The organism is Sphingomonas sp. (assembly GCF_031426035.1).
GTDB lineage: Bacteria > Pseudomonadota > Alphaproteobacteria > Sphingomonadales > Sphingomonadaceae > Sphingomicrobium.
In genome coordinates this window covers 13,473-31,372 of sequence record NZ_JANPKO010000075.1, presented here as the reverse complement: position 1 = coordinate 31,372, position 17,900 = coordinate 13,473, and the positions used below count along the sequence as shown (strand labels likewise).

The 17,900-nt window shown below is 68.5% G+C and carries 17 protein-coding genes; 12 read left to right on the top strand and 5 right to left on the bottom strand.

Annotated features, from left to right (window positions below; translation table 11 throughout):
* Window positions 1-56 precede the first annotated feature (56 nt).
* The 3 genes from RMP08_RS04745 to panB form a co-directional block, all read right to left on the bottom strand.
* Window positions 57-1,385 (bottom strand): PQQ-binding-like beta-propeller repeat protein, encoded by a 1,329-nt coding sequence (locus tag RMP08_RS04745; protein WP_310467842.1) that lies wholly within the window; start codon window positions 1,383-1,385, stop codon window positions 57-59.
* 12 nt (window positions 1,386-1,397) lie between these two features.
* The gene (locus RMP08_RS04740; protein WP_310467841.1) at window positions 1,398-2,096 is read right to left on the bottom strand and encodes a tetratricopeptide repeat protein; all 699 of its coding nucleotides are present in this window, start codon (window positions 2,094-2,096) and stop codon (window positions 1,398-1,400) included.
* A gap of 124 nt (window positions 2,097-2,220) precedes the next feature.
* A complete protein-coding gene (panB, locus tag RMP08_RS04735; RefSeq protein ID WP_310467840.1) occupies window positions 2,221-3,105 on the bottom strand; it encodes a 3-methyl-2-oxobutanoate hydroxymethyltransferase in 885 nt (294 codons plus the stop codon).
* 122 nt (window positions 3,106-3,227) lie between these two features.
* Here panB and RMP08_RS04730 point away from each other — a divergent pair, with 122 nt between their 5' ends.
* A complete protein-coding gene (locus RMP08_RS04730) occupies window positions 3,228-3,437 on the top strand; it encodes a hypothetical protein (protein ID WP_310467839.1) in 210 nt (69 codons plus the stop codon).
* On the opposite strand, the gene RMP08_RS04725 is transcribed toward RMP08_RS04730, so the two are convergent.
* Window positions 3,434-3,865, bottom strand: a complete 432-nt coding sequence (locus tag RMP08_RS04725) for a hypothetical protein (protein ID WP_310467838.1) — start codon at window positions 3,863-3,865, stop codon at window positions 3,434-3,436. The genes RMP08_RS04730 and RMP08_RS04725 overlap by 4 nt on opposite strands.
* Window positions 3,866-3,937: 72 nt before the next feature.
* Window positions 3,938-4,501: a L,D-transpeptidase family protein gene (locus RMP08_RS04720; RefSeq protein ID WP_310467837.1), complete on the bottom strand. Its 564-nt coding sequence runs from the start codon at window positions 4,499-4,501 to the stop codon at window positions 3,938-3,940.
* Between the two features lie 222 nt (window positions 4,502-4,723).
* Here RMP08_RS04720 and RMP08_RS04715 point away from each other — a divergent pair, with 222 nt between their 5' ends.
* The 11 genes from RMP08_RS04715 (at window position 4,724) to RMP08_RS04665 (ending at window position 17,885) form a co-directional block, all read left to right on the top strand.
* Window positions 4,724-6,004, top strand: coding sequence for a nucleotide sugar dehydrogenase (locus RMP08_RS04715; protein ID WP_310467836.1), 1,281 nt, complete (start codon window positions 4,724-4,726; stop codon window positions 6,002-6,004).
* Window positions 6,005-6,008: 4 nt separating this feature from the next.
* A complete protein-coding gene (wecB, locus tag RMP08_RS04710) occupies window positions 6,009-7,103 on the top strand; it encodes a non-hydrolyzing UDP-N-acetylglucosamine 2-epimerase (RefSeq protein WP_310467835.1) in 1,095 nt (364 codons plus the stop codon).
* A complete protein-coding gene (locus RMP08_RS04705; RefSeq protein ID WP_310467834.1) occupies window positions 7,100-8,308 on the top strand; it encodes a hypothetical protein in 1,209 nt (402 codons plus the stop codon). Before wecB ends, RMP08_RS04705 begins: the two co-directional genes overlap by 4 nt.
* 60 nt (window positions 8,309-8,368) lie before the next feature.
* The gene (locus RMP08_RS04700) at window positions 8,369-9,337 is read left to right on the top strand and encodes a hypothetical protein (protein WP_310467833.1); all 969 of its coding nucleotides are present in this window, start codon (window positions 8,369-8,371) and stop codon (window positions 9,335-9,337) included.
* Window positions 9,338-9,353: 16 nt separating this feature from the next.
* Window positions 9,354-10,115, top strand: a complete 762-nt coding sequence (locus RMP08_RS04695) for a class I SAM-dependent methyltransferase (RefSeq protein ID WP_310467832.1) — start codon at window positions 9,354-9,356, stop codon at window positions 10,113-10,115.
* Between the two features lie 137 nt (window positions 10,116-10,252).
* A complete protein-coding gene (locus tag RMP08_RS04690; protein WP_310467831.1) occupies window positions 10,253-12,382 on the top strand; it encodes a bi-domain-containing oxidoreductase in 2,130 nt (709 codons plus the stop codon).
* Window positions 12,382-14,196: an alginate lyase family protein gene (locus RMP08_RS04685; protein ID WP_310467830.1), complete on the top strand. Its 1,815-nt coding sequence runs from the start codon at window positions 12,382-12,384 to the stop codon at window positions 14,194-14,196. The genes RMP08_RS04690 and RMP08_RS04685 overlap by 1 nt, the downstream gene beginning before the upstream one ends.
* Window positions 14,197-14,201: 5 nt before the next feature.
* Window positions 14,202-15,422, top strand: coding sequence for a glycosyltransferase family 4 protein (locus RMP08_RS04680; protein WP_310467829.1), 1,221 nt, complete (start codon window positions 14,202-14,204; stop codon window positions 15,420-15,422).
* Window positions 15,419-16,012 (top strand): sugar transferase, encoded by a 594-nt coding sequence (locus RMP08_RS04675; protein ID WP_310467828.1) that lies wholly within the window; start codon window positions 15,419-15,421, stop codon window positions 16,010-16,012. Before RMP08_RS04680 ends, RMP08_RS04675 begins: the two co-directional genes overlap by 4 nt.
* Complete coding sequence (locus RMP08_RS04670) at window positions 16,009-16,659, top strand: acetyltransferase (RefSeq protein ID WP_310467827.1); 651 nt, start codon at window positions 16,009-16,011, stop codon at window positions 16,657-16,659. Before RMP08_RS04675 ends, RMP08_RS04670 begins: the two co-directional genes overlap by 4 nt.
* Before the next feature lie 2 nt (window positions 16,660-16,661).
* Window positions 16,662-17,885, top strand: a complete 1,224-nt coding sequence (locus tag RMP08_RS04665) for a DegT/DnrJ/EryC1/StrS aminotransferase family protein (RefSeq protein WP_310467826.1) — start codon at window positions 16,662-16,664, stop codon at window positions 17,883-17,885.
* Window positions 17,886-17,900 lie beyond the last annotated feature (15 nt).

Sequence of the window (17,900 nt, the reverse complement as noted above, 5' to 3'; positions counted from 1 at the left end):
GTTAGCCGATCCCGGCGCCCGTGCGAAGGCGGCAGCGCCGCCGACGCGCGATGCGCCTAGCGGAAGGCGTGGAGCTTGCCGCCGTCGTCGAGGATGTAGAGCGTCGAATTGGCCACCACCGGCGACAGGCTGACGCGCTGGTCGACCTTGGTCTGGCTCTGGAACGAGCCGTTCAATGGATTGACGTTGATGATCACCCCGTTGGAGCCGGCGACGATCAGCCGGTCGCCGGCGAGGATCGGGCCGACATAGGAAATCGGCCCGGCCTTTTTCTTCTCGTTCGAATAGCGCGGCAGCTGGTTGATCCAGCTGACCTTGCCGTTGACGCGCGAGACCGCGATCAGCTTGGCGTCGTCGGTCACCACGAAGGCCCATTCGCCGACCACCCACGGGGTCGAGATGCCGGCGATATTGATTTCCCACAGGCGCTGGCCGCGGGTCAGCTCGAGCGCGACCATGCGCCCGCCCTGGCCGACCGCGATGACCTGACCGCCGTCGATCACCGGATCGGCGTCGATGTCGCTCAGCGAGGACACGCTGGTGGTGATGCTGGTGCGCGCCAACTGGTCCTGCCACACCAGCCTCCCGTTCTCATAGCGGTAGGCATTGAGCTCGCCCGACGAAAAGCCAGCGACCACAGTGCCCTGCGCGAACGCCGGGGCGGCCGAGCCGAACACGCCGGCGATCTCAAGCGCCGCGGCGGCGGTCCAGTCGGTCTTGCCGTCAGCGGTCTTGAGCGAGAAAATCTGGTTGTCCTGGCTCATCACATAGAGCGCGTCGCCGGCCACCGTCGGCGCGCCGCGCAGCGGTCCGCCGGGACGGACCTGCCACACCAGCCCGCCATTGCCGGCGTCCAGCGCGGCGACGAAACCGAGCCCGTTGGTGGCGTAAATGCGCCCGTTATCGAATGCCACGCCGCCCCCGTAGAGCGACGCGTCATTGCCCTTCTCGGTGCCGAACTGGGTCGCCCACACCGGCGCGCCGGTGGTCGCGTCGAACGCGCGCACGGTGGCCGTGGTGTCGATCGTGTAGACCCGCCCGGCGGCAACCACCGGCGACGAGGCGAGCCGCGCGGAGAGGCTGTTGCCGCGGCCGATCGACACTTCGAACGCCTGGCCGATGCTGGCGCCAAGCGCCGGATGGCCCATCGATTTCGCCGCATTGCCGCCCGATTGCGCCCATTCGGTGTTCACTTCCTGGGGTGGCAGCGCGATGGCGAGCGCGGCCGTCGCCGGATCGATCTCGACGCCGCCTTCGACCGTCAGCACGGCCACCCGCTCGCCCAGCACGGGCGTCTTGGGGGCCGACTTCTTGATCAGGCTGCAGCCGCCCGCGGCCACTGCGGCGGCGAGCAGCAGGGCGAGTTTCGAGTGAGCAAACTTCATGCGTCTGTCATCCTAATTGGCGGCCGTGGGGAGCGACGCGCTGGCGTCGACCCCAAGCGTGCCGGCGATCTGGACCGCGCGGCTGCGCAGGGTTTCGGGAACTTGCTTGTCGGCGGCGATCTGGGCGAACAGCCGCCCCGCCTGGGCCGGCTGGTTCATCTTGATGTACGCCATGCCGGTCAACTCGCCGGCGCTGCCGAACCATGGCTCGCCCGGCTTTACCAGCGGCTGCAGGCGCGCGACCACGTCGGCCGGAGCAAGCTGGTCGAACTCGATCGCCGTGGCGCGCAGCAGGCCGACATCGCGATAGGCCTGCGGCAGCCCGCTGTCGGCCGACAAAGCGCGGTATTTGGCGAGTGCGGTGGCGCGGTCGTTGCGATCGAGCGCGACCGCCGCCTGGGCGAGCATCGCCGACGCGCGGATCGCGTCGCTGTTGGAGCCTTCGAGGGGCTGCAGGCGGGCCGGGGCTGCGGCCGCCTGGCCGGCCCCGATGTCGCCGAAGATCTTGGACAATTCCTCCGACTGCGCCTCGGTCTGCTTGCGCTGCTGGTCCTGCCAGTACAGCCAGCCGCCGATCGCCGCGAGCACCAGCACGACAGCGAGCCCGATCCACTTGCCGTGGGTGCGGGCGAGATCGCGCGCGCGGTCCCGGCGGAGATTTTCATCGACTTCACGAAGGAAGGTTTCGCTGCTGTCCGCGGGAAGCGCCAAAGACGTGCCTCAGTCTTAAAAAAGGTCGGAAAATATGCCGGTGCCGGTCGCTTCCCTCACCCACGCGGGATGAACGAAAGCTGGCGCCGCATCGTCTAGCGCCTCGCCGCTCAAACGCAAAGCCTCAGCTGCCCTTGGGCCGGTAGGTCTGGTCGGCGGTCGGGAAAGAGCGGTCGCGCACTTCGCTGGCGAAGGCGGCGGCAGCGGCGCCGACGCGGTTGGCGAGGTCGTCGTAGCGTTTGACGAAGCGCGGGGTGCGCTCGAACAGCCCGAGCATGTCCTCGGTCACCAGCACCTGCCCGTCGCATTCGGCCGAGGCACCGATCCCGATCACCGGCGGGGCCACCGCCTTGGCGATGTCGCTTGCAATCCCCTCGAGCACGCCTTCGACGACGATGCAGAACGCGCCGGCGTCGGCCACCGCGCGGGCGTCGGCGAGGATCTTGTCGGCCTCGGCGCTGTCGCGGCCGCGCGCGCCGTAGCCGCCGAGCACGTTGACCGCCTGCGGGGTCAGCCCGACGTGGCCGATCACCGGGATCCCGCGGTGAGTGAGAAAGGCGATCGTCTCGGCCATCGCCTCGCCGCCCTCGAGCTTGACCGCGGCGCAGCCGGTGTCCTTCATGATCCGCGCCGCCGAGTTGAACGCGGTTTCGGGCGACCCCTCATAGCTGCCGAACGGCATGTCGACCCCGACCAAGGCGTGCCAGCTGCCGCGCACCACCGCGGCGCCGTGGGCGCACATCATGTCGAGCGTCACCGGGATCGTCGACGGCAGCCCGTAGATGACCTGGCCGAGGCTGTCGCCGACCAGCAGCATGTCGCAATGCGGGTCGAGCAATTGCGCCATGCGCATGGTGTAGGCGGTCAGCATGACGACCGGCTCGGCGGTTGCGAAGCCTTCGTCCTTGGCGACCTTGCGGGCGCGGATCGCCGGCACGGTCAGTCGCTTGCCGGGCTGCGGGCTCGGCGTCGCGCGGCTGGTCGCGCTGTCGAGAGTGAAGGTCGACATCGGCGGCGCTTCTAGCGGGCCGCGGGCGCGACAGCCAGTCCCGGCCGCGGCGCGGTTCGTCGACAATGCGAAACCTTAACCGTGCTCATGCGTCGAGCAGGCAGGTGCGCTGCGTCAGCAGCGTGGATTACGATTGGAATTTCAACATGCTCGACCGTCTCCGGCCGGGCGATATGGCGCTTGCGCTGTTGATCGCCCTCCCTACCCTGGCCCTCCCCGCCCCCGGCAACGCCGCGACCGACATCGCCGCGCCGCGCGCTGCGATCGAACTAGTCGATAGCCAGGCCGACCGCCTCACAGCGGCCGGCCAGTCCGACCAGGCGATTTCCTAACGCAGCCAGCCGCTGGCGCGGGCTTTGCGCGCGAAGTGCCACAGCGAGTAACCGACGGCGATGATGATCAGTGGCAGCAGCCAGGCGTCGGCGGGGGTGCGATCGCGCAGCGCGGGCACCAGTAGCAGACCCGAGAATTGAGCCAGGATCGCAGCGAACGACGCCAGCAGCAGGGGTTCGGCGAGCTTGCGCCGCAGCACCAGCATGATCGCCCCGGCGAGACCGATCCACACCGCGATGGCATAAGCCGCGACCATCCACCCCGGGGTCGCATCCCACATCGCGCGCTGGTCGAGCGGTAAGCCCGCCGGGTCGGCGGTGACCTGCATCAGGTACATCGCGCAGCCGAACGCTTCCCACGCCACAGCGGCAATCGCCGCCGCCATGTACCAGCGCGGCTCGGCCGCGGTTTCGCGTAGGTCTGCCATCAATGCCCCCTCGGATGAACGAGGCACGAGAGTGCGCTGCCCACGGCGCGCGCGCAAGGGTCCGGGCCGCGCCTAGACGTTGGGCGCGTCGACGATGACTTCGGTGCCGACCTTGGTCACGCCGAACAATTTCTCGGCGAACTTGACCGGCAGGCGGATGCAGCCGTGCGACGCGGGGTAGCCTGGGATCACCCCGCCGTGGAGCGCGACGCCCCATTTGTTGAGGCGCTGCATGAACGGCATCGGCGCGTTGGAGTAGCGGTTCGAGCGGTGGACCTTGCGCTTTTCCATGATCGGAAACACGCCCCACGGCGATTCATGGCCCTTGCTCCCGCTCGACACGGTGGCGATGCCGATGATTTCCTCGCCCTGGTAGACCCACGCCAGCTGACGCTTCAGGCTGATCACGACCTTGGTTTCGCCCGGCGCGGCGGCTGGGCTCCACACGAACTCGCCGGGCTTGAAGGTGCGCGGGCCGAATTTGGCGGTGGCCGCCTGGTCGGCCTTGGCCGAGGCGGTCAGCGCAACCGGCTTCGGCGGCGGCGGGGCCTCGACGACTTGCGGAGTGGGCGCCGAGGCGCAGCCGGCGAGCGTGGCGAGGCCGGCGGCCACGGAAATCATGAGTATCTTTTTCATGCCCGGCCTTCAACCAGCTAAATTGCGCGAATTCAACCACCTGCCGTCCAGGCCGAAGCGCGACCGCGGCGATTTGCTTGTGATTCCGCGAGAAAGTCTTAGGAGGCTGGCCGCGCGGCCTGCGCCGTCCTGGCGACCGTCCGCGCTCATCCAGCAGTGGCGGCGCCCGGACAGCGGCACCCGGCCGTCCCCGACCGCAGCTTAAGGGCAAGACCAGCGCGTATGAGTGACGAAAAGATCGCCGTTATCGGGCTCGGCTACGTCGGGCTACCGCTCGCCGTCGCCTTCGCCCGCTCGTTCGAGGTGGTCGGCTTCGACATCAGCGCGAGCCGCGTCGCCGAGCTGCGCGCCGGCAAGGATTCGACCAATGAAATCGACCCCGAGGCGCTCGCCGCATCGCGCCTGACGATCAGCGCCGACCCCGCCGACCTCGCCGGGTGCAGCATCTTCATCGTCACCGTTCCGACCCCGATCGACGACGCCCGCCGCCCCGACTTGGGCGCGATCCGCGCCGCCTGCGCTTTGGTCGGCCCGGCGCTGTCGCCGGGCGCGGTGGTGGTGTTCGAGAGCACGGTCTATCCCGGCGTCACCGAGGAAGTGTGCGCGCCCGCACTCGAGCAGGCGTCGGGCCTCACCTGGGGCAATGATTTCAAGCTCGGCTACAGCCCCGAGCGGATCAATCCGGGCGACAAAAAGAACACCATCGAGAAGATCGTCAAGGTCGTCGCGGGCGAGGATGCGGCAACGCTCGACCGCCTCGCCGACCTCTACGGCACCGTGATCGAAGCGGGCATCCACCGCGCATCGTCGATCAAGGTCGCCGAGGCGGCCAAGGTCATCGAAAACACCCAGCGCGACGTCAACATCGCGCTGATGAACGAGATTTCGAAGATCTGCGACCTGGTCGGCATCCGCACGGCCGACGTGCTCGCCGCGGCCGGCACCAAATGGAACTTCCTCAAGTTCAACCCGGGCCTGGTCGGCGGCCACTGCATCGGCGTCGACCCGTACTACCTCACCGCCAAGGCCGAGCAATTGGGCTACCACCCCGAAGTCATCCTGTCCGGGCGCCGGGTCAACGACGGAATGGGCGCCTATATCGCCCAGCGGCTGGTCAAGCTGCTGGCGTGCAACGACCTTCCAGTACGCAACAGCCGCGTCGGCATCCTCGGCTTCACCTTCAAGGAAAATGTCCCCGACATCCGCAATTCCAAGGTGGTCGACATTTACGAGGAGTTGCGCGCGTTCGGGCTGACCCCGATCGTCCACGACCCGCTCGCCGACCCGGCCGCGGTGCGCTCGGCCTACGGCGTCGAATTGTCCCCGCTCGACGATTTCCGCGACTTGAACGTGCTGATCGTCGCGGTGTCGCACGAGGATTATCTCGGGCGCGGCGGCGAGCAACTTGGTGCGATGGTCGCGCCGGGCGGCATCTTTGCCGACCTCAAGGCCAATTTCGACCCCGCGGCGCTGCGCCCCGACCTCAATTACTGGAGCCTATAGCCTCGTGCAGACCGTCTGGCTGATTGCCGCCGCCCGCCCCAATTTCATGAAAGTCGCACCGCTGTTCCACGCGCTGGCCGCGTCGGGCGATTTCACCCCCGTGCTGGTCCACACCGGCCAGCATTACGACGCCAACATGTCCGACGCGTTTTTCGCCGATTTGAAGCTGCCCGACCCGCATTTTCACCTCGGCGTCGGCTCGGGCAATCACAGCGAGCAGACCGCCGGCGTGATGCTGGCGTTCGATAAATTGGTCGAGGCCGAAGGCGCGCCCGACTGGCTGGTGGTGGTCGGCGACGTCAATTCGACCGCGGCGTGCACGCTGGTCGGGGCCAAGCGCGGGATCCCGGTGGTCCATCTCGAGGCCGGCTTGCGCAGCCGCGACCGGGCGATGCCCGAGGAATTGAACCGCCTCGTCACCGACGTCCTCGCCGACGTGCTGTGGACGCCGTCGCCCGACGGCGACGACAATCTGATCGCCGAAGGCATCCCCGCGACACGCATCACGCGGGTCGGCAATATCATGCTCGACAGCTTCGAGATGGTGCGCCCGGCAATCGCGGCGGCGGGCGAAGCAGCCGCGCTCGGCCTCGCCCCGCGCTCGTTCGGCGTGGTCACCCTCCACCGCCCGTCCAACGTCGACGGCGACGCCGCGCTCGGCGCGCTGGTCGAGGCGCTGGTCGCCACCCAGCAGCGCCTGCCCCTGGTCTTCCCGGTCCACCCGCGCACCACCAAGAGGCTAGCCGAAACCGGCCTCAACAAGCGCCTCGAGCAGGCCGGGGTGCGGCTGCTCGAGCCCCTCCCCTACGTCCGCTTCATGAGCCTGGTGGTCGACGGCGCCGCAGTCATCACCGACAGCGGCGGAGTGCAGGAGGAAACCACCTACCTCGGCATCCCGTGCCTGACGCTGCGCGACAACACCGAGCGGCCGATCACCATTACCGAAGGCACCAACCAATTGGTCAAGGCGGCCGGGCTGGCGGCCGCGGTGGACCAGGCGCTGGGCGGACAATGGTCGCCCTCGCGCCCCGAGTTTTGGGACGGCGGCACCGCCGCGCGCTGCGTCGAGGATTTGCGGCGGCGCTCGGGACGCGCGTGACATCGACCGGATTCCTTGGCCCGGCGGTTGCGCTCGGCAGTGTCCGGGTGCTGGCCATGGGCATCGCGCTGATTGCGGTCACGCTGAGCTATTACGTCCTGAGCCCCGCCGATTTCGGGCTGTTCAACCTGGTTGCCTTCTTCCTCGCGCTCGGCTCGGCGATCGTCGCGCCGCTGAACCGGGCATTCTGGGCAGCCGACTCGATCGAGAATTACGGGCCGGCGGCGATTTCGTCGGCAGCGGTGACCGCAATCGTGATCGCGCTGGGCCTGCTGTTCACCGGCACCAACGGTGTCGCCTACCCCGCACTGGCCGGCGCCGGCATCCTGTATGGCGTGACCAAGGTGGTCGAGCGCTATGGCTACGGACGCCTGCTGGTGGCCCACCACACTAAGCTTGCGATCCTTCCGGCATTGCTGTTCGCGGCGGCCGACGCGGGGGTGGTGGCGGCAATGTGGATGGCCTCGCTGGATTCGTTGATCGTGCGACTGGCGCTGCCCGCCGTGGTGTTCCTGCTAGTATTGTCGCTGAGCGGGCTGCGCGGGCTGCTCGCGGAGATGCTGCGCAGCCTCGGCAAAGTCGGGACCCATGTGTCGTTCGTGCGCCGTCATCTCGGCTCGCGCATGGGGCTGCGGGTTCTCGCGCTGGGCGGCATCGCCATTTTCGCTGGAATGGGCGATCGCCTGCTGGTGGTATATTTTCCGCTGCCAACGCGCGAGGTCGAGGCGGCCTATCTGCTCGCTTTGTCCTATGCGATCGCGTTCCAGACCCTGATGTCGTTCCTGTTCGACCTGTCGCGCACGCGGGTCTTCCGCGATGGGGCGTGGCAGCCCGAGGCGCGCCACTTCACGCTGTGCACCGCGGCCTTGCTGGCGGGACTGGTTGCCGCCGGGAGCGCGGCCTATCCGCTGCTCACCTGGTCGCATGTGCTGCCGCCCGTGATCGGCTGGCCGCTGTGGGCCGGGCTGTTGATCCGCTCGGCCGCGCTGATGCTGGTGTACATGCTGAACGTCGATCATTTCCAGCGCGGCGACGTGCTTCCGCTGGCGCTGCCCAACCTGGTCGTACTGGCCGGCGGGGTAGCCTCGCTCGCGCTGCTCCACGCCGGCTATCCGCAGCTGTGGCCGGCGATCATCCTTGCCGGTACCAGCACGCTGGTGACTATCGTGCTGTCGCACTCGTTTCTGCGGCGCGTGCCGGCATGAGCACCGATGTGCTGCACCGCGCGGCGCGATGGCCGTTGTCCCGGTCCGGGCGGTAATCCAATGCGCCCTCCGCCCACCGGCCAGATCATATTGGCAATCGGCGCCACTCCGCCGCCGCTCGGCGGCGTCACGGTGTTCCTAGAGCGCTGGATTGCGCAAGCGCGCGCGCACGGTGCGATCGTACATCACCTCGACCCCCGGCGAGTGGCCGGGAACCCGGTCGCGGCGGTGGTCGCGCTGATGCGGCGCTATGACCGCATCGTCCTCAACGGCCTGAAACCGATTGCGGTGCTGGTCGCCAAGGCACTGCACCCGCTCACGACGGTGGCGGTCGTCGATCACAATGCGTCGCGTGCGTTCAAGTACGACCGCTGGTGGACCAAGCCGTTGCGGCGCCTGGCGCTGCGGCTCGCCGACGAAATATTGGTGGTGTCGCCGCACCTGCGCGTCAATTATCCGGCGCACCAGGCGAAGATCAGCGAAATCGGAACCTTCCTCCCGCCCGACGGCACGCGCAAGGACGCGGTCGCCGCGACCTATGGTGCCGAGACGCGGCGCCTGGCCGAGCCCGGCGAGGGGCCGGTGATGATCACTGCGGCATGGCGGCCGGTGGAGGAGAACGGCAAGGACCTTTATGGCCTGGCCGATTCCGCCAGGCTGCTTCGACGGCTGCGTAAGTCGCTGCCCGATGCCCGCTTGATTGTGTTCATCGGCGACCCGCTGGACAATTCGGTGTGGCAGGAATTCTCGGCGCTGAGCGAGGCTCCGGACCTTGCCGGCCATCTCGCCGTGGAGACCGGACAGAAGGAGTTTTGGCCGTTGCTGTCGTCGGTTGACATGATGCTGCGATTGACCGCGACCGACGGCAACAGCGTTTCGATCCATGAGGCGCAGTGGGCGGGATGCCCGGTCGTCGCCTCCGACGTCGTGCCACGCCCCGCGGGGGTTTACACCTACCAGCATGGCAACATGGACGACCTCGAACAAAAAGTCCTGGATGCGTGGCGGGCCAAGGTCGCAAGTCGATGACCAGCTGGACGTCCCCGTGGCCAATCAGAAAGACCGGAGAACAATCGTGACCCCTGTATCCGACGCGAAAAGCGACGATCGGCCTGCGCCCGAGACGACGATCTACGAGGACGGATCCTATCTCGCCCACAATCCCAGCTGGCATGTCGAGCATTCCGCATGGAAGGCGGCCAACATCGAAAAGATGATCGCCAAGCTTCCGGTGCCACCCCGGACGATTTGCGAGATCGGCTGCGGAGCCGGCGAGATTCTCGCCACGATCAAGCGCAAGCATCCCGACATTCGGGTCGTCGGCTACGATATTTCACCCGACGTGAAGGCGCTTGTCGAACAGCGGCCCGAGGTCGAGTTCCATGCTGCCGACCTCCTTCAGCAATCCGAGAAATTCGATCTCATCCTGTGCATCGACGTGTTCGAGCATGTGGAGGATTATTTCGGTTTCCTGCGCCGCTTGCGGGAGCGGGCGCCCTATCATATTTTCCATATCCCGCTCGACTTGTCGGCCCAGACCGTCGCTCGCGGCTCACCGATCGCTTCGGTCCGCGAGAATCTCGGCCATCTCCATTACTTTACCAAGGAGACCGCCTTGGCGTCGCTGCGCGAGACCGGCTTCGAAATCGTCGACTGGTTCTACACGCAAGGGTCGGTCGAGCTTCCCGATCGCGGAGCCAAGGCCAAACTCCTCAAATGGCCGAGAAAGCTCATGTATAGCCTGGCGCCGGACCTGACCGTCCGGGTTCTCGGCGGCTACAGCATGATGGTTTTGGCCAAGCATTAGACGCGCTCTGATTTTCGCTTCGAGGCCACTCGGCGGATGACACATTCGACCGTGGCTTCGCTGTCAGCGATAGAAAGTTTCGGGCCGCCTGGTGTTGGTCGTTTCCAGCGGCTCGAAAGAAGCATTACGAGGAAAGCGTGAAGCAAGTTCTCCAGGATCTCTCCAGCGGCACCACCAGCCTGCTCGACTGCCCGGCGCCCAAGGTGCGCGCGGGGCAGCTGCTGATCGACACCACGGTCTCGCTGATCTCGACCGGGACCGAGCGGATGCTGGTCGATTTCGGCCGCTCGGGGCTGATCGCCAAGGCGCGCGCGCAGCCCGACAAGGTGCGCCAGGTTCTGGCCAAGGCGCGCACCGACGGGGTGCTGACGACGGTCGCGGCGGTGCGCTCCAAGCTCAACGAGGCGATCCCCTTGGGCTATTGCAACGTCGGCCGAGTGCGCGAGGTTGGCGCCGGGGTCGGCGGCTTCGAAGCGGGCGACCGCGTGGTGTCGAATGGCCCGCACGCCGACGTCGTGGCGGTGCCGGTCAACCTTTGCGCGCGGATTCCCGACGCGGTCAGCGACGAGGCGGCGAGCTTCGCCGTGCTAGCCTCGATCGGCCTGCAAGGCGTGCGCCTCGCCGCGCCGACCATCGGCGAGGCGTTCGTGGTCACCGGGGTCGGCACCATCGGCTTGCTCACCGTGCAATTGCTGCGCGCCAACGGCTGCCGCGTGCTGGCGATCGATTTCGATTCCGCCAAGCTGGCGCTGGCCGCGCAATTCGGCGCCGAGACCTGCAACCCCGGCGCCGGCGAAGACGCGGTCGCCGCAGGCCTCGCGTTCAGCCGCGGCATCGGCGTCGACGGGGTGATCATCACCGCCTCGACCAAGTCGTCGGACCCGGTCACCCAGGCCGCGCAGATGAGCCGCAAGCGCGGTCGCATCGTGCTGGTCGGCGTCACCGGGCTCGAGCTCAACCGCGCCGACTTCTACGAAAAGGAGCTGAGCTTCCAGGTCAGCTGCTCGTACGGCCCGGGGCGCTACGACCCCGCCTACGAGCAAGGCGGCCATGACTATCCGGTCGGGTTCGTGCGCTGGACCGAGCAGCGCAACATCGCGGCGGTGCTCGACCTGATGGCGGCGGGACGGATCGACGTCGCGCCGCTGATCAGCCGCCGCGTGCCGTTCGAGCAGGCACCCGAGGCCTATGATGTGCTGGCCAGCGACAAGAGCGCGCTGGGGATCCTGCTGACCTACGATCATCCGGCCGACGCGCGCCACGCCGCCGCGGTGCCGCTCGATCCGACTCCGCGAACCGCGGCAGCGGCGGGCAAGCCGGTGGTCGGCTTCATCGGCGCCGGCAATTACGCTTCGCGGGTGCTGATCCCGGCGTTCAAGGCGGCGGGAGCCAGCCTCCACAGCATCGCCTCGGCCGGGGGCAGTAGCAGCGCGATCCACGGCCGGCGCGCGGGTTTTGCCAACGCCACGTCGGACGCAGCCGCGCTGGTTGCCGACCCGGCAATCTCGACCGTGGTCGTAGCCACCCGCCACGACAGCCACGCGCGCTTCACCGCCGATGCGCTGGCCGCGGGCAAGCACGTGTTCGTCGAGAAGCCGCTGGCGCTGACCCGCGACGAGCTGGAGCGGGTCGAGCAGGCGCACGCCGCATCCGGCCGATTGTTAATGGTCGGCTTCAACCGCCGTTTCGCGCCGCTCACCGTGCGCATGAAAAAGCTGCTCGCCGCGACCGCGGAGCCCAAATCGTTCGTGATGGTGATGAATGCCGGCGCGATCCCGGCCGACCATTGGGTCCACGACCCGGCGGTCGGCGGCGGGCGCATCGTCGGCGAGGCATGCCATCTGATCGACCTCATGCGCTTCCTCGCCGGGGCGCCGATCACCTCGGTCGCGGCGCTCGGGATGGGCGCCAGCGACGCGCTGGCGGTGACCGCCGACAAGGCGAGCATCGCGCTCGGTTTCGCCGACGGCTCGTTCGGCACCATCCATTACCTCGCCAACGGCGGCGCTTCGTTCCCCAAGGAGCGGGTTGAGGTGTTCGTCCAGGGCCGCACGCTGCTGCTGGACAATTTCCGCACTCTGCGCGGGTTCGACTGGCCGGGCTTCCGCAAGCAAGCGCTGTGGCGCCAGGACAAGGGTCAGGCGGCGTGCGCGGCGGCGTTCCTCGACGCGGTCGAGCACGGCGGCGAGGCGCCGATCGCGGCCGCCGAATTGTTCGAGGTGGCGCGCGCGACGATCGACGCCGCCGAGCAATTGCGGCGCGGCTGATGGTTGCGCTCGGCGTCCGCCTGGGGACGTATTTCGGGCTCGGCCCGGCCAACCTCGCGCGCGTTGCCATCTACCGGCTGGGGCTGAAGACGGGGCTTCACCCGGTGCTCAAGCTCAAAACCTGCGCGGCGCCGAGCGGGTCATTTTTCGCGGCGCGCTCGTCTTCGCCCCCGCCCGGCGCGGTTGCGCGGCAAGATTGGCGCGAGACCGGCCTGTGGTTCGGGGCGCATGCGTTCCCCGCCGCAACAGCGCCCGACTGGCATCGCAGCCCGTTCACCGGCGCGCACGCCGAAGCGAAGCGGCCGTGGCAGTCAATCGCCGACTTCGACCCCGCGCTGGGCGACATCAAGGCGGTGTGGGAGGCGTCGCGGTTCGACTGGCTGCTGGCGATGGCGCAGCGCGCGGCGTTCGGCGACCCGGCCGAGCTCGACCGCCTCAACGCGTGGCTGGCGGACTGGAGCGCGGCCAACCCGCCGTACCGCGGCGCCAACTGGAAATGCGGGCAGGAAGCGTCGATCCGCGTGCTGCACCTGGCGCTGGCGGCGATGCAGCTCGACCAGGCCGAAAAGCCCCCGCCCGCGCTGGCCGCGTTGGTCCGCCTCCATCTCGCGCGGATCGCTCCGACGATGGGCTATGCCATCGGCCAGGCCAATAATCACGCGACCTCCGAAGCCGCGGCGCTGTTCGTCGGGGGGTCATGGCTGGGCGGGGCCGAGGGCGACCGCTGGGCGCGCACCGGACGCCGCCAGCTCGAGCGCCAGGCGCTGCGGCTGATCGCGCCGGACGGCACGTTCAGCCAATATTCGCTGGTCTACCACCGCGTCATGCTCGACACTTTTTGCTTCGCCGAGAGCTGGCGGCGGGGGCGCAGGCTGCCCGCGTTTTCCAGCGCCTTCCTCAAGCGCCTGCAAGCGGCGACGCGGTGGCTGCAGCAGCTGACCGATCCCGCGACCGGCGACGGGCCCAATCTCGGCGCCAACGACGGCGCACGGCTGATGGCGCTGAGCGACAACGGCTTCCGCGATTTCCGCCCGACGCTGCAATGGGCGGCGGCGCTGTTCCTCGACCGCCGCGGAATCGCCGCCGAGGGACCGTGGGACCAGCCGCTGCTTTGGCTCGGGATCGCGCTGCCGACCGAACTGCTCGATCACCCGGCCAGCACCACCTTCGACGACGGCGGCCTCCACGTGCTGCGCGCCGGCAACGCGGTCGCCTACCTGCGCTACCCGCGGTTTGGCTTCCGGCCGAGCCAGGCCGACGCGCTTCACCTCGACCTGTGGGTCGACGGCGACAACATCCTGCGCGATGCCGGGACCTACAGCTACAACAGCGCCGACAGTGACGACTTGTCCGGCACCGCGGCGCACAACACGGTGCAATTCGACGGGCGCGACCAGATGCCGCGGCTGGGCCGCTTCCTGTTCGGGGCGTGGCTCAAGGGCCGCGGCGTGCGGCCGGTGACCGGGACGGGGGAGGCAATCGAGGCCGCGGCCGGATATCGCGACTATCGCGGCGCCGAGCATCATCGCGAGGTGCGGCTCGAGCCTGGCGCACTGCTGTGCACCGACCGCCTGTCGGGTCATGCGCGATCGGCGGTGCTGCGCTGGCGGCTGCGGCCAGGTGACTGGCGGCTCGAAGGAAACAGCGTGACGGACGGAACATTCAAGCTGACCGTGGAGACGGACGGTGGGGCAGCCGAGCTCAGCCTCACGAGCGGCCCGGAATCGCGGCACTACCTGGAGAAAACGAATTTGCCGGTGCTCGAAGCCGCGGTCCGCGTGCCTGCCATAATCCGCACCCGCGTGGAGTCCTGACCGGCATGCGCGTGATCTATTTCCACCAGCATTTCACCTCTCCGGCAGGGGCCGGCGGGATCCGCTCGTACGAAATGGCCAGGCGGCTGCTCCACCATGGCCACCAGGTGACGATGGTGTGCGGCCGCTACGGGCTCGGCAACACCGGGCTCGACGGGCCGTTCGTGCGCGGGCGCCGGCGCGGTATGGTCGACGGCATCGACGTGGTCGAGTTCGACTTGTCCTATTCCAACCGCGACGGCTTGCTCAAGCGCACCGGCACCTTCCTCAAATATGCCTGGGGGAGCATCAAGCTGGCGCTGACCGAGCGCTACGATCTCGCCTTCGCGACGAGCACGCCGCTCACCGCGGGCATCCCGGCGATCGCCGCGCGCTGGCTGCGCGGCAAGCCGTTCGTGTTCGAGGTGCGCGACCTGTGGCCCGAGCTGCCGCGCGAGATGGGGGTGATCACCAACCCGGTGATCCTGTGGGCGATGGGGGTGCTCGAATATGTCAGCTACCACAGCGCCCAGCGCTGCGTCGCTTTGTCGCCGGGGATTGCGCGCGGCATCGCCCAGCGCGGCATTTCGCAGGAGCGGATCGCCAGCGTGCCCAACGGCTGCGACATCGAGATTTTTCGCGATGCGCCCGGCGCGTGGCGGCCCGACGGCGTGGCCGACGGCGATCTGCTGGCGGTGTTCACCGGCACCCACGGCCCGGCCAACGGGCTCGACGCGGTGCTCGCCGCGGCCACCGTGCTCAAGAAGCGCGGGCGCGGCGACATCAAGCTGCTGCTGATCGGCGACGGCAAGCTCAAGCCGGCGCTTCAGGCCGACGCCGCCGCCAGGGACCTCGACAATGTCCTGTTCCACGATCCGGTCGGCAAGTCGCGCCTCGCCGGGCTGCTCGCCGGCGCTGACCTCGGGCTGCAGATTCTCGCCAACGTGCCCGCCTTTTACTACGGCACCTCGCCCAACAAGTTCTTCGACTACATCGCCGCCGGGCGCCCGGTGCTCAACAATTACCCCGGCTGGCTGGCCGAGATGATCACGGAAACAGACTGCGGGTTTGCGGTGCCGCCCGACGATGCCGAAGCCTTCGCCGACGCGCTGGAAACAGCGGCCGACGACCGCGCGGCGCTCAAGCGCATGGGCACCAATGCCGCGCGCCTCGCCGAGCAGCGCTTCGACCGCGCCAAGCTGGCCGACCAGTGGGTCGCCTGGGTGACCGAAGGCAAGCGCCTGTGAAGCGGCTGTTCGACCTGCTTGCCGCATCGTTCGCGCTGGTGCTGCTGGCGCCGGTACTGCTGGTCGTCGCCGTGCTGGTGCGGATCAAGCTCGGCGCGCCGGTGCTGTTCCGCCAGGTCCGGCCCGGGCTCCACGCAGCGCCGTTCACCGTGCTCAAGTTCCGCACCATGCTCGACGCCGCCGGGCCCGACGGTCAGCCGCTGCCGGACAGCGAACGGCTGACCCCGTTCGGGCGCTTCCTGCGCGCGTCGAGCCTCGACGAATTGCCCGAGCTGTGGAACGTGGTGAAGGGCGACATGAGCCTGGTCGGCCCGCGCCCGCTGCTGATGGAATATGTCCCGCTCTACACCCCCGAGCAGGCGCGGCGACACGCGGTGCGGCCGGGGATCACCGGCTGGGCCCAGGTCAACGGCCGCAATGCGCTGAGCTGGGACGAGAAGTTCGCGCTCGACCTTTGGTATGTCGATCATCACAATTTCTGGCTCGACCTGCGCATCCTGTGGCAGACAGTGGTCAAGGTCGTGGCGCGGCACGGCATCAGCGCCGAGGGCGAAGCGACGATGCCACGATTCACCGGGAGCAAGCGATGACGGCGCTTTACGGCGTATATGGCGCAGGCGGGTGCGGGCGCGGGATCATGCCGCTGCTGCGCGATGAGATCGGTGGCGGCGACGTCCGCCTGGTGTTTATCGACGACGGCACGGCGGACGGGGCGGCGATCAACGGCCACGAGGCCTGGCGGTGGGACCGCTTCGCCGCCGAGCCGGCCGGGCGCAAGGCGGCCTGCCTCGCGATCGCCAATTCACGCGTGCGCGCGCAGCTCGACCGGCGCTGCAGCGAGGCGGGGATCGACGTGATCGGCGCTCGCGCCGGCAATGCCGTGGTGATGGACGAGGTGACGTTCGGGCCCGGCGCCTTGCTCTCGCCGTTCGTCACGCTGACCTCGAACATCTCGATCGGCCGCTGCTTCCATGCCAACCTCTATTGCTATGTCGAGCATGACTGCGTGATCGGCGACTATGTGACGTTCGCGCCCGGGGTCCAGTGCAACGGCAATGTCCACATCGGCGACCATGCCTACATCGGCACCGGCGCGATGCTGCGCCAAGGAACGCCGGACAAGCCGCTGGTGATCGGCGCCGGCGCGGTGGTCGGCATGGGCGCAGTGGTGACCCGCGATGTTGCGCCCGGGGTCACCGTGATCGGCAATCCGGCGCGGCCGATGGAGAAACGCTGACCATGCTTGGGACCCCGTTCGCGCCATGGCCGAGTTTCAGCGAGGAAGAAGTCGCCGCGGTTGCCGCGGTGCTGCGCTCGGGCAAGGTCAATTACTGGACCGGTGACGAATGCCGCCACTTCGAACGCGAATATGCGGCGTGGGCCGGCACCGCGCATGCGGTGTCGCTGGCCAACGGCACGGTGGCGCTCGACGTCGCGCTCAAAGCGCTCGGCATCGGGCCCGGCGACGAAGTTGTGGTCACCCCGCGCACGTTCATCGCCTCGGCATCATGCGTGGTCAACGCCGGCGCCACGCCGGTGTTCGCCGATGTCGACCGTGACAGCGGCAATATCTCGGCGGCGACCATCGCGCCGGTGCTGACCGAGCGGACCAAGGCGATCATCCCGGTCCACCTCGCCGGCTGGCCGGCCGACATGGACCCGATCATGGCGCTGGCGCGGGAGCGCGGGATCAAGGTCATCGAGGACTGCGCCCAGGCCCACGGCGCGCGCTACAAGGGGCGCAGCGTGGGCGCGATCGGCGATATCGGCGCCTGGTCGTTCTGCCAGGACAAGATCATGACCACCGGCGGCGAAGGCGGCATGGTGACCACCGACGACGCGGAACTGTGGTCGCGGATGTGGTCGTTCAAGGACCACGGCAAGAGCTGGACCGCAGTCTATGAGCGCGAGCACCCGCCCGGCTACCGCTGGCTGCACGAGAGCTTCGGGACCAACTGGCGGATGCTCGAGGTTCAGGCCGCGATCGGCCGCATCCAGCTCCGGCGGATGACCGAGTGGTCGGCCGCGCGCGCCGCCCATGCCGCTGCGCTGCGCGCCGCGCTGGAGCCGCTGGCGGGCGCCGACGGTCCGGTGCGCCTGCCCGCTTTCCCCTCCCGAGAGGCCGCGGGCGATGGCGAAACGGTCCATGCCCACTACAAATTCTATTGCTACGTGCGGGCCGAGAATCTTGCTCCAGGGTGGGACCGCGACCGCATCGTCAGCGAGATCAACGCCGGCGGCGTGCCGTGCTTCCAGGGCACCTGCTCCGAGGTCTATCTCGAGAAAGCGTTCGAGGGCAGCGGATTCGCGCCCGCCCAGCGGCTGCCGGCAGCGATCGAGCTGGGCGAAACCAGCGTCATGCTGCTGGTCCACCCGACCCTGACCGCGGAGCAGGTCGAGCTGGCGGCCAGCGTCGCCGCGCGGGTATTCACGAAAGCGGCGGGGCGCGCTGCGCGGCAGTAGATCGCGCCGGATCCG

Coding starts and splice junctions, on each gene's coding strand:
- RMP08_RS04745 (WP_310467842.1), bottom strand. CDS start 1,385: ATGAAGTTTGCTCACTCGAAACTCGCCCTGCTGCTCGCCGCCGCAGTG.
- panB (WP_310467840.1), bottom strand. CDS start 3,105: ATGTCGACCTTCACTCTCGACAGCGCGACCAGCCGCGCGACGCCGAGC.
- RMP08_RS04725 (WP_310467838.1), bottom strand. CDS start 3,865: ATGGCAGACCTACGCGAAACCGCGGCCGAGCCGCGCTGGTACATGGCG.
- RMP08_RS04720 (WP_310467837.1), bottom strand. CDS start 4,501: ATGAAAAAGATACTCATGATTTCCGTGGCCGCCGGCCTCGCCACGCTC.
- RMP08_RS04715 (WP_310467836.1), top strand. CDS start 4,724: ATGAGTGACGAAAAGATCGCCGTTATCGGGCTCGGCTACGTCGGGCTA.
- RMP08_RS04700 (WP_310467833.1), top strand. CDS start 8,369: ATGCGCCCTCCGCCCACCGGCCAGATCATATTGGCAATCGGCGCCACT.
- RMP08_RS04685 (WP_310467830.1), top strand. CDS start 12,382: ATGGTTGCGCTCGGCGTCCGCCTGGGGACGTATTTCGGGCTCGGCCCG.
- RMP08_RS04680 (WP_310467829.1), top strand. CDS start 14,202: ATGCGCGTGATCTATTTCCACCAGCATTTCACCTCTCCGGCAGGGGCC.
- RMP08_RS04670 (WP_310467827.1), top strand. CDS start 16,009: ATGACGGCGCTTTACGGCGTATATGGCGCAGGCGGGTGCGGGCGCGGG.
- RMP08_RS04665 (WP_310467826.1), top strand. CDS start 16,662: ATGCTTGGGACCCCGTTCGCGCCATGGCCGAGTTTCAGCGAGGAAGAA.